At 52.7% G+C, this 14,909-nt stretch carries 14 protein-coding genes; 2 read left to right on the top strand and 12 right to left on the bottom strand.

Annotation, left to right across the window (positions count from 1 at the left end; genetic code table 11):
• Positions 1 to 172: 172 nt before the first annotated feature.
• Both KNP74_RS07865 and KNP74_RS07860 read right to left on the bottom strand, forming a co-directional pair.
• Entirely contained in the window at positions 173 to 1,171 is a 999-nt protein-coding gene (locus KNP74_RS07865; protein ID WP_214763961.1) for an ABC transporter permease, read from the bottom strand.
• Complete coding sequence (locus tag KNP74_RS07860) at positions 1,164 to 2,084, bottom strand: ABC transporter ATP-binding protein (protein ID WP_214711058.1); 921 nt, start codon at positions 2,082 to 2,084, stop codon at positions 1,164 to 1,166. Before KNP74_RS07860 ends, KNP74_RS07865 begins: the two co-directional genes overlap by 8 nt.
• A gap of 117 nt (positions 2,085 to 2,201) precedes the next feature.
• Between KNP74_RS07860 and KNP74_RS07855 the strand changes: the two genes are divergently transcribed.
• On the top strand, positions 2,202 to 2,951 hold the full coding sequence (locus KNP74_RS07855; RefSeq protein WP_214763960.1) for a GDSL-type esterase/lipase family protein: 750 nt from the start codon (positions 2,202 to 2,204) through the stop codon (positions 2,949 to 2,951).
• A gap of 36 nt (positions 2,952 to 2,987) precedes the next feature.
• Here the strand turns inward: KNP74_RS07855 and KNP74_RS07850 are convergent, their stop codons facing one another.
• Together KNP74_RS07850 and KNP74_RS07845 are read right to left on the bottom strand one after the other, a co-directional pair.
• Positions 2,988 to 3,659, bottom strand: a complete 672-nt coding sequence (locus tag KNP74_RS07850) for a GNAT family N-acetyltransferase (RefSeq protein ID WP_214763959.1) — start codon at positions 3,657 to 3,659, stop codon at positions 2,988 to 2,990.
• On the bottom strand, positions 3,646 to 4,776 hold the full coding sequence (locus KNP74_RS07845) for a mandelate racemase/muconate lactonizing enzyme family protein (RefSeq protein WP_214763958.1): 1,131 nt from the start codon (positions 4,774 to 4,776) through the stop codon (positions 3,646 to 3,648). The genes KNP74_RS07850 and KNP74_RS07845 overlap by 14 nt, the downstream gene beginning before the upstream one ends.
• Before the next feature lie 78 nt (positions 4,777 to 4,854).
• Between KNP74_RS07845 and KNP74_RS07840 the strand changes: the two genes are divergently transcribed.
• On the top strand, positions 4,855 to 6,045 hold the full coding sequence (locus KNP74_RS07840; RefSeq protein ID WP_214763957.1) for an HTH domain-containing protein: 1,191 nt from the start codon (positions 4,855 to 4,857) through the stop codon (positions 6,043 to 6,045).
• A 17-nt stretch (positions 6,046 to 6,062) separates the two neighbouring features.
• Here the strand turns inward: KNP74_RS07840 and nhaC are convergent, their stop codons facing one another.
• The 8 genes from nhaC to KNP74_RS07800 form a co-directional block, all read right to left on the bottom strand.
• Positions 6,063 to 7,463, bottom strand: a complete 1,401-nt coding sequence (gene nhaC, locus KNP74_RS07835) for a Na+/H+ antiporter NhaC (protein ID WP_214764025.1) — start codon at positions 7,461 to 7,463, stop codon at positions 6,063 to 6,065.
• Between the two features lie 164 nt (positions 7,464 to 7,627).
• Positions 7,628 to 8,725 carry an amidohydrolase gene (locus KNP74_RS07830; RefSeq protein WP_214711005.1) on the bottom strand — a complete coding sequence of 366 codons (1,098 nt, stop codon included), beginning with the start codon at positions 8,723 to 8,725 and terminating at the stop codon, positions 7,628 to 7,630.
• 21 nt (positions 8,726 to 8,746) lie between these two features.
• A complete protein-coding gene (locus tag KNP74_RS07825; RefSeq protein ID WP_034777412.1) occupies positions 8,747 to 9,091 on the bottom strand; it encodes a DoxX family protein in 345 nt (114 codons plus the stop codon).
• 55 nt (positions 9,092 to 9,146) lie between these two features.
• Positions 9,147 to 10,409, bottom strand: coding sequence for a S1C family serine protease (locus KNP74_RS07820; RefSeq protein WP_214763956.1), 1,263 nt, complete (start codon positions 10,407 to 10,409; stop codon positions 9,147 to 9,149).
• A gap of 121 nt (positions 10,410 to 10,530) precedes the next feature.
• Positions 10,531 to 11,349, bottom strand: coding sequence for a fumarylacetoacetate hydrolase family protein (locus KNP74_RS07815; RefSeq protein ID WP_034777410.1), 819 nt, complete (start codon positions 11,347 to 11,349; stop codon positions 10,531 to 10,533).
• A gap of 54 nt (positions 11,350 to 11,403) precedes the next feature.
• On the bottom strand, positions 11,404 to 11,859 hold the full coding sequence (gene nrdG, locus KNP74_RS07810; protein WP_214763954.1) for an anaerobic ribonucleoside-triphosphate reductase activating protein: 456 nt from the start codon (positions 11,857 to 11,859) through the stop codon (positions 11,404 to 11,406).
• Positions 11,837 to 13,681: an anaerobic ribonucleoside triphosphate reductase gene (locus KNP74_RS07805; RefSeq protein WP_214763953.1), complete on the bottom strand. Its 1,845-nt coding sequence runs from the start codon at positions 13,679 to 13,681 to the stop codon at positions 11,837 to 11,839. The genes nrdG and KNP74_RS07805 overlap by 23 nt, the downstream gene beginning before the upstream one ends.
• A 191-nt stretch (positions 13,682 to 13,872) precedes the next feature.
• Positions 13,873 to 14,715 carry a formate/nitrite transporter family protein gene (locus KNP74_RS07800; protein ID WP_371815263.1) on the bottom strand — a complete coding sequence of 281 codons (843 nt, stop codon included), beginning with the start codon at positions 14,713 to 14,715 and terminating at the stop codon, positions 13,873 to 13,875.
• Positions 14,716 to 14,909: the final 194 nt, after the last annotated feature.

Here is a 14,909-nt window from a genome sequence, read left to right as displayed (position 1 = left end):
TCCCTCCTTATGTGGTGTCTCCTACTTTACATAGTTTCCCACAATGAAGGTATCCAACTATCTAATTATTTTGACAATTCAAATTATTAAGGCATTCGCCCTATTCCCACTACTTATCTAGTCATTTCAACCATGACAAAAAAAGCGTCACCACGGAAGGTGACGCCAGTCATCAATAGACATCTTTTTGTGTAAAATGGTAGAACGCATACGCGAGAGCCGCTAGCGACCAGACGAATATGACGATGAGCGAGAACGGCAACGTCATCCCCTCGATTGGTGGGGCTTGCCCCTCGAGATAGGTATGAAGACCGAAATTGACGTTGACCAAATATTTCGAGCTGTCCCAATTCGACCCGAGCGACGTGAGGAGCGGTCCTGAAATCAGGACGGCCATCATGATCCCAATCCCTGTCGCCGTGTTTTTGACGATGACCGAGATCATGAGCGCAATCGTCCCGACGGCCGCGACGACGAACCAGGATAGTCCGACCGACATGAGCAAGTATTGCCACATCGGCAGCGTATGGACGAAGTCGGTCGAGAACGTCCCGGTCGCCGAGGCTTGGAACCCTGTCAAAATCGGGGCGGTCCATCCGTCCCAGCCGAGCACGATGCCGGAGATAGCATAACTGACGAGTGCGGTGATGAAGATGAGAATCGACGTATATAGGAGCGTCGTCATCCATTTGGCGAGCAAAATCTTGAAGCGTCGGACCGGACGGGACAACAGCGTCTTAATCGTCCCGTCATTATGCTCACCGCTGACGATATCCGCCATCAAGACGATGATAAAGAGCGGCAGCACGAGCGTCGTCCCTTGCGAGAAGAAGACACGCATGAACGTTGGCGCGCCCGGGTAGTTCGGATTAATATCATTATCTAAGTAGTATTGATTCTGTTGGACCTGGAACTCCAAAATTTGACGGAACTCGTCCTGAACGTTCGCCGAGGCGAGCCGGTTTTGCGTATCGACGATCTCTTGCTGTAAATCGACACGCCAGTCGATCGTCCCTTGTTCTTCCCGCTGCTTCTCGATTTGCCGGTAGTTGGCATACGTGAACATCGAAACGAGCACAGTCAAGATGATTGAGACGACGAGGAGTCGTCGCTTCTTATGGATCTTTAAAACTTCGTTCCGAATAAGGCCAAGTATTGACGGATTAGACAATATGGTCACCCCCGGTCAATGAGATAAACAATTCTTCGAGTGTCTGGACGCGTCGTTCAAGCCCGAATACGTCGACTCCCCGGTCAAGCAAATAGCGGTTCAAGCGGGCCGTCTCTTCAAGATTCATCGAGACGCGAATCGTGCGCTCGTCGACGACGTCGGCATGATCGATCGATTCGAATCCGCGGATGATTGGCAAGACTTCAAAACTGTCGGCCACATGGACATCGACGGTAGACGCCAACTCATGAATCAGTTCCTCGACCGTTCCGACTTTCACGATTTTCCCGCGCGACATGATGGCGACGCGGTCCGCGAGCAGTTCAATCTCGGCCAAGATGTGGCTCGAGACGAGGACGCTCAGTCCTGTTTCTTCGACGAGACGGCGGATGAAGAGTCGAAGGTCACGAATCCCCATCGGGTCCAGCCCGTTCGTCGGCTCATCGAGAATCAAGACACGGGGGTTGTTCAACATGGCCTGGGCGATGCCGAGCCGTTGCCGCATCCCGAGCGAGTAGGTCTTCACTTTATCATCGATTCGTGCCGTCAAGTCGACGAGATCGATCACTTCTTGAATCCGGGCCTCATCTACCCCGGGCAACATCCGCGCGAAGGCGTTCAAGTTCTCACGCCCGCTCATGAACTTGTACAGTTCCGGATTCTCAACGATGGCGCCGATTTGATTCATCGCCTGAACGAATTGACGTTCGACGCTGAACCCACAAATCGAGACGGTCCCGTTCGTCGGCTTAATCAAACCGACAATCATCCGAATCGTCGTCGTTTTGCCGGCCCCGTTCGGTCCTAAGAAGCCGAACACTTCACCGGGAAACACATCGAACGAGATGTCATCGATGATTGTTTTCTTACCAATTACTTTTGTCAAATGGTCTATTTTCAATGTTGGTTGCATCATCTCACCTCTCCTACATTCTATCGGACTCGACCGCATCTGTCCTATTCGAACATTCACATAGGGCAGGTTAAAACTTATTTGATATGATAGTTCTATAGAAAGTGAGGGAATCACATGAAAAATGGGAAATGGTATTCGTTTTTAATCGGTTCGGTCTTCTTGACGGGCATCGCCTTATACGGTTTATGGATCGGCTATCAAGATATCGTCAACCCACCGGAACGCACACTCTCGATTAGTGAAGATTCGAGACCCGAACCGGTCGGTGACGTTTACGTCGCTTTAGGTGACTCCCTGACACGCGGCGTCGGGTCGACGTCAGGTGCTGGCTACGTTCAGCCGGTCGGTGAAACGCTCGACGAAGACGGCATTCGTACGCAGAACTTGGCCGTCTCTGGTGCCCGGACTGAGGATTTGTTGGCCCAACTCGAACAACCGGAAGTACGGCGAACGATTGAGAACGCCCGCTACATCACACTCACGATTGGCGGCAACGACCTGTTCAATCGCGGCGAGAATGTCGATAACTTTGAATCGGTCGATATCGAACAAGTCGTGACCGATGCCAAGACGAATTTGAATGACATCTTTGAACAAGTTCGCGGATTGAACGATACGGCACAAATCGTTTATATCGCGCTCTATAATCCATTCCAAGAGAACGAAAACGGTGAGGCGTTCAATCAACTGATTCTCGATTGGAACGCCTCGGCGGCCAGTTTCGGAAACGCACAACGCATCGACGTAATCGACCCGTTCGCATACGTCTCTGACGTCTCACGTGACCTCGCGACCGACCAGTTCCATCCGAGCGACCGGACGTACGAAAAGTTAGCCGAGGACGTCCTGTTCATCCTCGAATAAGTAAGATGGCCTGATCATCGCGATCAGGCCATTTTCTCATCGTTCATATTTGACGAGCCAGCTCTCCCCGTCGCGCGTCATGGACGTTCCGTACCAACCCTCCTTCAACAAGGCGCCCTGTTGCTCCGTCTCGCCCATCTCGAGCCATGTCGCTTCTCCGGCCGGTCGCCAGTCGCTGTGCAGTTCCTTCATAAAGATGTAGCGCAACTTCCCGCCATACTTCGGTTTAAGGGCACCGATGCGAAGCCCGAGGGCAAACTTGTCTTTCAAGCTCGGGATGTTGAATGGTGCCACGGTCGCACAGACGAGGTCGAATTGGCTACCATGTTCCAGCTCTTTCATCAGAAGCCTGCCGAGATGCTGTTGCAGGCCGTAGCCGCGGTAGTCCGGATGGACGTTCGTCACTTCTTGATAAATGATGCGTTCCAGTCCCTCTGATGGATAACCGATATCATAGCCGAGATGCTCGTCATCGAGCGGTGGGATGAGGAGCGCGCGGAACGCGATCAACGTTCCCTTGTGATATGCCCCGATGAGCGTCCGGTCCGTCAACAACTTCACAAACTCCTCCGTCGACAAGGACTGATACTGGCTCCCTTCCGTCAGTGTATCCATGACATCCTGTTGCACCGCCTCGATTTGTTCCAGGTCGGTCATCGCCAAATAGGTGACCTCGATGTCGAGGCCGTTACAATCACTGCGCCACATGATCGGTCCCTCCGACGACGTACGTCGCGGTCGTCAGACGTAATAAGACAGATTCATCGACGTCGACACCGAGACCTGGTCGTTCAGACAATCGAATGAACGGAAGGTCGTACGTCAAATTGCCGATGTCTTCTGCGAAACGGAGCGGCCCTGTCAATTCGACCGATTGGACGATTTTGCTCGAGAACGCGACGTGGAAACCTGCACTCGAGGCGACCGACGACTCGACCATCGACCCGATTTGGCACTCAATACCTGACATCTCGGCCATATGGACAAGTTTTTTCGCCGGGTAGATGCCGCCGCACTTCATCAGTTTAATGTTCACTTTGTGGGCGGCCTGCGTCATCGTCAGACGACGCATTTCGGTTACACCCCGCACGCCTTCATCAATCATGAGCGGGACCGAGATTTTCCCTTTTACTTCTACCATGCCTTCAAAATCGTCGGCTTTGACCGGCTGTTCGATCCAATCGATATTGAATGGTTCGAGCAACTTCATCGCCTGGAGCGTCTTGGCAGCATTGACCCAACCTTGATTGACATCGACCCGAATCGGAACCTCCGCTCCGACGGCTCGACGAACCGCCTCGACACGTCGTACGTCCGAGGTGGCATCGACGCCGACTTTCATCTTGACGGCTGTATAGCCTTGTTCGATTTGTTCGCGCGCCTCGGCCGCCATCGCTTCCGGATCTCCGATGCTTAACACGTGCGTGACCGGGAAGGCATCGTGATAACGGCCGCCAAGCAACTCATACACAGGCAAGCCAAGTTTTTTACCAACAACGTCGTGGCAGGCAATATCAAGCGCCGCCTTCGCCGCCGGCACGTCCCGGATGGCTCGGTCCATCACGTCATGGATTCGTTCCATATGCATCGGGTTTTGCCCGATCAAAAGTGGTCCTAGCACATGTCGGATGACGCTAATTGTACTGTCGAGCGATTCGCCCGTGACGTGCTCATCAGCGACGGCCTCGCCGTAACCGACATGTCCACACTCGGTCGTCAGTTTCACGATCACCGACGGCATGTCGTCGTAGCGGTGATAACTGACGATGAACGGTACTTTCAGTGGTAGACGTATCGCAAACAGCTCGATTTTCTTTATTCTCATATTTATTCCCCTTTACTTTTTATATATCATTAGCTATATTGTCGTTAAATAGTCGTTAAATTGCAAGGAGGAGTTTTGATGTCCATCCATATCGCCATCGTCGGGTCGCACGAATTTGTGGCGACTATCCGTACCCTCGGTGCCCCAGAAGGTGTTCGGTTCGCGTATCACCCTTACGAGCATCCCCATGAAGCAGCCGTTATTGCCAAAACGCTCGGCTCGTTCGATGGTGTCTTTTTTTCCGGGTCGTTCCCGTTCACTTATGCGGCCCCCTACCTTCAAAACGTGGCGACCCATCACGTCGTCCAAGACGAGACTGTCCTATTAACGACACTTCTCTATGCGACGCTCACCCATTCAGTCCCTCTTGATCAACTGTCCATCGATTTGGTCGAGCCGGAGCGCTTGACGTCAATCCTCGAGTCGTTCCCGAATCATGCCTCGACTCCTTCCGTTATGAAAATCGAACCGAATATCGCTTTCGAAGACGTGATTACTTTTCACACGGAGCACCGGGCCAAGCAGGCGAAACTGGCCGTGACGAGCATCGAACAAGTTCATCGTCAACTCGTCCGTGATGGGTATCATAGTCTATTGATGATCGAGCCGCGGACCACGGTCGAGCGCCATCTCGATATGTTAATTCAACGAATTCGACGCCAGTTCGCGGACGATGCCCAGTTCGCCATCATTCGTTTCGAGACCGACGACAAGGCATTACTCGAACATTTGAAAGTGGTCCGCTACCTTGGCGGACACATCGAATCGACCGACGATGGTCGTATCACGCTACTTACGACACGAGGCGAGACGAACAACGCCCTCGATACAAGTACGCTCAGCCCAACAGGTGATTATCGAATCGGAATCGGCTATGGCACACAATATCAACAAGCATACGAACATGCTGAAATCGCACTATCGGCCGCGAGCAAGGAGCGCATTCGAATCGTCGACGATTCAAAACGCTTGTCCTTCCCGAACCGTGAGGACCGCATCCCCTATCGAGTGACCGAAGTAGCGGTCTTTGACGTCATCAAGCAAGCCGGGATCAGTCCGGTCAACATCGGTAAAATTATGCAGTTCTCAAAGCACCATCTCGAATTCACGGCAAAAGAGTTGACCGACCATCTCGCCGTCTCAAGACGGACGACGGAGCGACTCATCAAAAAATTACATGACGCGCAACTGATCGAAGTGATTGGTGAAGAGATGAGTTACAACCAAGGACGACCTCGTGCCGTCTATAAATTTAATTTCCCAACCTGAATAGGCCGGGAAATTTTTCATTGTGCTGCTTGTTTTTCGAGTGGCGGTTCCACACTCTGCACAGCAATCCGTGCAATCGTGAAGCCTGTGAACGCATAGATAATCGAGATGACCGGAACGATGAAGTTCAAGATCGCGTATGGCGCATATTCGAACGCCCCGACGCCGAGCGTCCCGAGAATGAACACACCGCACGTGTTCCATGGGATGAAGACCGACGTCAGTGTCCCGCCGTCCTCGAGTGCCCGGGACAAGTTTTTCGACTGAAGCCCCATTTTCTCATAAGCACCTGCAAACATACGAGATGGAACGACGATCGAGATGTATTGTTCGGAACACGTGGCGTTCGTTGCTACCCCGGCGAGAATCGTCGACGCAATCATCGAACCGGCCGTCTTCGCTAGTTTGACGATTTGATTCATAATCGATTGCAGCATCCCCGAGTATTCTAAAATCCCTCCGAACGTCATCGCGACGATCGTCATCGAGACGGTGTACATCATCGCGTCGAGACCGCCCCGACTGAACAAGCTGTCGACGAGTTCATTACCGGTGTCGATCACATACCCGCTCTGCAACGCCCCGACGCTGTCGGCGAGCGAACCGCCTTGGACGATGACTTGGGCGAGAAAGCCGAGCGCAATCCCGACGACGAGTGCCGGAATGGCCGGTACTTTCCTCGCGACAAGGACGATGACAGCAAGTGGAATCAATAGGAGCCACGGCGAGATGACGAAGCTGTCCTGTAAAATACCGAGTGTTTGGACGATTTCTGAAGAGTCCGTCGTCGTCTCACTGAACCGTCTGCCAAGCCACCAATAGGCGCCGAGCGCGATGACGAGCCCTGGAATCGTCGTGTAGAGCATATGCCGAATATGTTCGAACAAGTTCGTGTGCGTCAAACCTGCCGCGAGGTTCGTCGTATCCGACAACGGGGACATCTTATCCCCGAAGTATGCCCCTGAGATGACAGCTCCGGCGACCATCGGTGCTGGTATCCCCATACTCAGCCCGATGCCCATCCCGGCGACGCCAATCGTTCCCATCGTCGACCATGAGCTGCCAATCGAGAGCGCGACGACCGAGCAGATGATACAAATCGTCACCGTAAAATAGGCCGGTGAAATAATCGTCAATCCGTAATAAATCATCGTAGCGACGACGCCTCCCCCGATCCAGGCACCAATCGTTAAACCGACCAAGATGATGATGACGACGGCCGGTAGTGCGAGCCGAATCCCTTTGTACATCATCTCCTCGATCTCTTTCCACTTGTACCCGTGTCGCCATGCGACGAGCGACGCGACCGCTGTCCCGACGATGAGTGGGATGTGCGGCCCTTGTTCCAATTTGACGATGGCTACGAGCATGATCCCGATCATGACAAGTAGCGGCAATACCGCCCAGCGAAGCTTCATGTCTACCTTGTTCCCCTGTTGTTCCATGTGTCTTCCTCCCCGATAGCGAAAAATTCAGAATTGTCGTTATATTGTCGCTAATAAGTAGATGATAACGCTTACATTTAAAGTTGGCAATAAAAAAATGAACGAGCTCATCCCGCCCGTCCATCTAGTCAATCGCTTCAATTATCGTTTGCGGCCCTGCGCAACGTATCGGCGAGTAAGGCAGCCGCTTCTGGTAAGACGTCCCGATCGAACGACATATGAGGATGATGGAGCCCCGGTGTCAAGTTCGCGCCGATTCCAATCATCGTCGCATCGAGTCCCGGCTGTTCGACCGTATAGAAATGAAAGTCGTCACTACCTGATGTAATGATCCGGTCGACGAGCGCGTTTTTCCCGAATCGGTCGACAATCGCTTCGGCCGCATGTCGGCTCGAGCGTTCGCCGATCTCCGCACCCGGTGTGAAGTCTTGCCAGTCCCAGTGGATGGTGACATCATGAAGGACGGCGATTTGCTGCAACAGCGTCTCGACGCGGTCACGTAACGCCAGCAGCTCCTTGTTCTGTTGAGCCCGGACGTCGAGTGAGAACGTCGCGTTCCCTGGGATGATATTCAAATTATCGCTACCGGCCTGGACGCCCGTCAACTTGATCGAATGGGGCTCGAACGGCGACAAGTAGATGCTTTTGAGCATCTGTTGAATCGTAAAGATGACATCTAACGCGTTTTGACCTTGATGCGGTCGCGCGCCATGGGCATCGTCCCCGATAACGCTTCCTCTTAGAAAGAATGCGGCTCCGTGTTGAATCGCAGCCGCATATTGTCCGCGCTGCAATTCCTCGAGCGGTCGCAAGTGGATGCCATACAGCTGACTCACTCCTTCGAGTGCCCCTTTTTGAATCATCGCGAGCGAGCCGTTCCCTTGTTCTTCAGCCGGTTGGAAAATGAAGCGAATTCGCTTCGATAGCATCTCATGTTTCAACAGGTCGAGCGCGCCGAGCACCATGCTGATGTTGGCGTCGTGCCCGCATGAGTGATTGGCTTGAAACGTCCCGTCGACTTGTTGCCATAAGGCATCGATATCGGCCCGGACAGCGATGACGTCATCACCTTGCCCAATCTCTGCGATGACCCCGGTCACGTCCGCAAACGTCTCGTGACGGACTTGCCATGACGTCAAGATGTCGGCAATCGTCTTCGTCGTCTCAACCTCTTTCCAGCTCACTTCCGGATGAGCATGAAAATGCTCAAACCAGTTCAATACGTTCGTCGTCATGATCAATTCCCCCATATGTACTTATATTTTTTTGACCCCTTTGATTAAGAGCCACTGCAGTGGCAATCGGGCCCACGTGACCCATTTTGGGAGCGGTATCTTGCCTAGTTTCGACGGTTTGAGCGCCATGTTGATATTGGCTGGGAACACCGCGATTAAGAAAGCGGGTAATGTCCCTTTCACGAAGCGCGTCCCTTTGTTCATGAGCAACAACACACCATAGACGACCTCGATGACCCCGCTTGCCTGGACCATGAATCGTTTGAACGGCCATGATTTCGGAATAATCGACATGAACGCCCGTTCCTGAATGAAGTGCATGATGCCGGCCCCTAGAAATAAAATCCCGTATAGTTTACGAATCAACTGAACCCCTCCTTTTTTCTAAGCATAACAAAAAAGATGGGCTGCGTGCCCATCTTTACAGTGCGTCTCCATTTGCGTTTTGAATCTCGACATCGACCGTTTCGGTCTTACCGTCACGAACGTATTCGATTGTCACGGTCCCGTCCGCGTCTCGAATCAGTTCACTCCGCAGGTCGATGAACGATGAGACAGCCTGATCGTTGATTTTCACGATGACATCGCGTGCCTCAAGTCCTGCCCGTGCAGCCGAACTGTTCGCTTGCACTTCAACGATGATCGTGCCCGACGTCACCGACTCCGGCAAATTGATTTGCTCGGTCAAGTACCCCGGTGGGAACTCCGACACGTCCCGAAGCGAGACGCCGAGCGATGGATGATTCACTTCGCCCGTCTGCTCGATTTGATTGATGAGCGGCAAAGCGATATCGACCGGGATGGAGAAGCCGACCCCTTCGACCGAGTCGGTCGCGATTTTCATCGAGTTGATCCCAATCAATTGTCCTGATTCGTTGATTAACGCGCCACCGGAGTTACCAGGGTTGATGGCCGCGTCCGTCTGAATGACTTCGGCGTTGAAGTCGGCTTGTCCGTTCTCATCCGTATCGACCGGGACGAGACGTGACGTCGACGAGACGACGCCGCGTGTGACCGAGTTCTCAAACTGGCCGAGCGGGTTCCCGATGGCGACGACGGTTTGCCCCGGTTTCAACTCGCTCGACTTTCCAATCGAGATGACGGACGAGACTTTGTCCGCATCGACTTCGAGCACGGCCAAGTCATACGTGGCGTCGCTACCCATCAATTTGGCGTCCGCTGTCGATCCGTCATTGAATGTCACGGTCAAACGGTCAGCACCGTTGACGACGTGATGGTTCGTGACGATGTAAGCCGAGTCGCCGTCTTTCTTATAGATGACACCCGAGCCGACCCCGGCTTCGACAGCTTCACTTGAAAAACCGTTTGACGCGAAATTGTTCACCGTCACGACAGCAGGCTGTGCGGTCGCGACCGCATCGGTGACCGAGCTGTCCGTTGTCGTAGACGTCGTCTGGATCGGCGACCCTTCCGACGTCACGTTCGTATCAGACACATTTGTCGGCACTTGATCGATGAACGGAAAAGCGATGGCGCCAGTCAAGACGGCACCAATCACGCCGCCGACAAACCCAGGGAACATCCGGCCGACGAACGATGGTCGGGCCGGTTGCTCTGCGCTCGACGGTTCTTGTCGTTGTTCTGACGAGCCGAGCTCGGTATCGAGCCAATCCTCGCGGTGATTCTGTTCATTTGATTCTGTTGGACGATCATTGCGTTCCATGTGTAATCATCTCCTATATGATGTTTCCTCTTTGTTCTACCCTTAGTATAAGAGGCATAGTCATCGTTTTGCGGAAATGAAGCATCGATTACAAGATTCTTCACAATTTGCGTCAATTGGGTCAGACGATGACGTTACGGAGCGTCCCGAGTCCCGTGATGCTCACTTCGACCGTGTCTCCTGATTGGAGATAGACGGGCGGCTTCATGCCGTGGCCGACGCCGGCCGGTGTGCCGGTCGCGATGATGTCTCCTGCTTCAAGTGTCATGCCCTTTGACAAAGTCCGAATTAACTCTTCGATCGGGCGAATCATATCCGCCGTCGACCCATCTTGACGTGTCTCGCCATTGACGACCGTTTGAATCGTGAGTGGGAACGAGAGCTCATCCGGTGTGACGATATATGGCCCCATCGGACAGAACGTATCGAACGATTTGCCGCGGAAAAACTGGACGTGTTGTTTTTGCACATCCCTGGCCGTGATGTCGTTCAAAATCGTGTAACCAAAAATATGGGCATCGACGTCGTCAATATCCCGCCCTGATTTCCCGATAATGACGGCGAGTTCGCCTTCATAGTCGAGCTGGTCGGTCAATTCGGGGTGACGTTCGACGACAGCCTCTGGGCCGACGACCGAGGTTGGCGCTTTCGTGAAGATGACGAGCTTACCGGCCCCCGCCGTATCCATCTCTTTCACATGCTCCTCGTAATTTTTCCCGATACAGATGACATTTTTGAGCGGACGATACGGTGCGACGAACGTGACGTCTTGAAGCGCCAGCCTTGGCGCGACATCTAGATCGACATCCGGTTCAAACTCACGCGCGATGACTTCTAACAGCGAAGTCGTATGTAATTGGTCACTGACGTCATAGACGAACTCGCCTGCCACGACACCGACCCTTTGCTCTCCTTCAACTTGAAAACTACACCATTTCATCAAAATTCCCCCTTTTTTGCTAGTATACAAAAAATCGGGACGCGACGGCCCCGATTACGCTTTGTTTAAGAAAATAATCCGCTGGTTGCTCGATCCCCGAAACCGAAGCGACCGGTCCATGAGCGGCTGTTCGAAACGCCCATCGACGAGCACATCGGCACGGTCGAGCACGCTTGTGACGAATTCGTCGTTCATGGCTTGCAACTGTTCGAGCGTATAGCCCGTATACACCCAAACGTTTTTCTGAAGGGCCTTACATCCGTCGACGAGCCGGGCCAATTCTTCCGGTTGAAGAAATGGTTCCCCGCCTGAAATCGTCACCCCGTCCCAGCCTGATTGTTCGATTTGAGCGAGTAAGTCCGCGACCGAGACGTCTTGTCCTCCACGTGGATTCCAAGATTCTGGATTATGACACCCAGGGCAACGGTGCGGGCAGCCCGCCGTAAAGATGACCGTGCGAATGCCTGGACCGTCGACGACCGATTCTTCAAGTACGGATAGGACGCGCATGATGCTTCACCCTCGCTCGTTCTTCTTCTCGTTTTGCCGAATTCCACCGGTCCATCGTCCCGACCAAGTAGCCGGTAATGCGACGAATCCGTTCAATTCGTTCATGTTCGCCACATGTCGGGCACGCTTCGTCGATAATCCCTTCAAGGCCGCAGTTGCCACAACGGTCGACCGGATGGTTGATCGACCCGTAGCCAACGTTCTCGGTCCGCATGAGCCGGACGATCTCTTCGACCGCTTCCGCATTATGGGCGAGCGATCCGTCGACTTCGACATACGTGATATGACCCGCATCACAGAGCGCGTGGTAAGGCGCTTCGAGACGGACTTTATCGCGAATCGAGACCGATTGATACACGGGCACATGAAACGAGTTCGTATAAAAGGCGCGGTCGGTCACACCTTCGATCATCCCAAACGATTGCTGATCTCTCGTCACAAATTTACCCGACAATCCTTCGGCCGGGGTCGCCAAAAGAGAAAAGTTCAAATCGTATCGTTCCGATGCCTGCTTCATTCGATCACGTAAATGAGTGACGATATCGAGCCCAAGCCGTTCCGCCTCTCGCGACTCGGCATGCGTGCCACCTGTGAGTACACGAAGCGCTTCGGCGAGACCGATAAATCCAACCGAGAGCGTCCCTTGCTTCAGTACCTCGCGAAGATTGTCTTCTGGACCGAGTCTCTCTCCACCCCGCCAGACGTGTTGGGCATAGAGAAACCGAAATTCGTCGGCGTGCCGCTTCGCTTGATAGTCGAATCGTTCGAGCAATTGATCGATGGCGACGTCGACATAGGCGTCGAGCGTCTCATAAAACGAATGGATGTTCGAAGCGACAAGCGCCATCTTGACCAAATTTAACGTCGAGAACGATAAGTTGCCGCGTCCAATCGACGTCTCGGCACCATGCCGATTCCCCATCACCCTTGTCCGACAACCCATGTAGGCGACTTCCGAGCCGTGCGTCCCGTCGTAGTATTGAAGGTTGAACGGAGCATCGACGAACGAGAAGTTCGGGAATAACCGCTTGCCCGTCACACGACAGGCGAGACGGAACAAGTCGACGTTCGGATCGTCCTCATGGAAGTTGACCCCTTCTTTCACTTTAAAGATTTGAATCGGGAAAATCGGCGTCTCCCCGTTACCGAGCCCTCGCTCGGTCGCGCGCAGCAACTCTCGAATGAATATGCGTCCCCACCGGCTCGTGTCGGTGCCGTAATTGATGGAAACGAACGGTACTTGTCCGCCACCACGTGAGTGCATCGAGTTGGCGTTGTGGATGAACGCCTCACACGCTTGATACGTCGCCGCGATTGTTTCAGACTCGGCAGTTTCAAAGAGTTGCTCGGTCGTCCATTCGACTGGTAGCTTTTTGAGCCGCTCGAGCTGACGTTCATACGTCTTTTCGACATACGGTGCGAGGTCGACATCAAACATCGGGAAAGCTTGACCGCCGTGTTGCATGTTTTGGTTCGCTTGAAGAATAATCGAAGCGAGCGCCATCGCCGAGCGGATATCCTGGGGCGGTCGAATCGTCCCGTGCCCGGTATGAAATCCGTTCGTGAGCAAGTGGCCGAGCGGGATTTGACAACACGTCGTCGATCCTGTCACGTAGTAGTCGGCGTCATGGATATACAAAAAATTATCCTCGACGGCTTGACGTGACCGTTCTGATAATAGATATGTCGTCGACAATTGTTTTGATACTTCTGAGGATAATCGTGCCAATTTTCCAAGTGGTGATTTCCCGTCGACGTTGGCGTTCTCTTGTACGAGGTCCTGATCTGGGAGAACACAGACATCTTCATAAAGCTGGAGCATATTCACTCCGCATCACCTCACTATATATTGATTACAAGCGAGTTAATTACTCGCTTAAGTTCCATATATAGATTATGTCATGTTTTTCTGGGAAGTAGTGAAGTCTAAATTGTGAGCATTAAGTGTGACGTATTCGCAAAAAAATAGCCGAGCCCTCATCTGGACTCGACCATACCTTAATGTGAACCATATCACAACTCTTTAGCAGGCTTTACGATTTTAAATTCGACTTCTTCTTTTTCTTCTGACTCTTGGGCTTCACGCAAGCCTTTCGCGTTCAACCACGTATAGATCGCACCCATGAACAATGCGCCACCGATGATATTCCCGAACGTGGCTGGGATCAAGTTGTGGATCGCGCCGGCAAAGCTGATCGCCTCAGGATGCGGGACGACGAGCGTGAGGGCGAACAAGACGAAGTTGGCGATGACGTGATCAAATCCTGAGGCGAAGAAAACGGCGACGAGGAAGATCATCGAGAAGATTTGGGCGAACTCGTTTTTCATTTGCTTCGGCAAGAAGATGGCAAGACAGACCATCCAGTTGCAGAAGATTGCGCGGAAGAAAATTTCGACCGTCGTGTGGTGCATCTTGCTTTCGACGACCGAGAACAGCCAGTTGTCCATCCCAAGTTCTTGGATGACACCGGTCGGAGCGAGCAGCAAGGCGAACAAAACGCCACCGAGCGCATTCCCGACAAAGCAGAGCAACCAGACGAGCATCGTGTCGCTGAGCGTCGTGTATCCCCGCATCGTCGAGGTTGTGAAGTACATCGTATTCCCGGTGAACAGTTCGGCTCCGCCATAGATGATCATGACGAGGGCGATCCCGAATGAGAATCCTCCGATGAGCGTTGTGAACGGAGAATCGATCAAATACATTCCGTTGACGACTTTCAGTGTGAAAATTGAAGCGAATCCGATAAAGATCCCCGCGAGCATTGCTCGTAAAAAGTACTCCATTGGCCGATAATGAATCATTTGCGAAGATGCCTGTGCTTTCTTCCGCAACGATTCGAGTGCATGGATTTCCATTGATGCCATGTCACAAACCCTTCTTTCTGTTTGAATGAAACCATTATAATAAGAACGAACATGTGAAATCATTAACAATATAAGCCCGAAACGAATAAATTGCAATCGCCCCTTCCACATGTTGACACATTTTTCACATCGTAATCGTTTACATTTGTCGGATTTGTGACTAGAAAAAAACGACCCTTCGCAAA

Origin of the sequence: Exiguobacterium sp. s141, assembly GCF_018618085.1 — a bacterium.
Lineage (GTDB): Bacteria > Bacillota > Bacilli > Exiguobacteriales > Exiguobacteriaceae > Exiguobacterium > Exiguobacterium mexicanum_A.
Note: the sequence above shows the minus strand (reverse complement) of the source record. Positions and strands in the feature narration are given on the sequence as shown.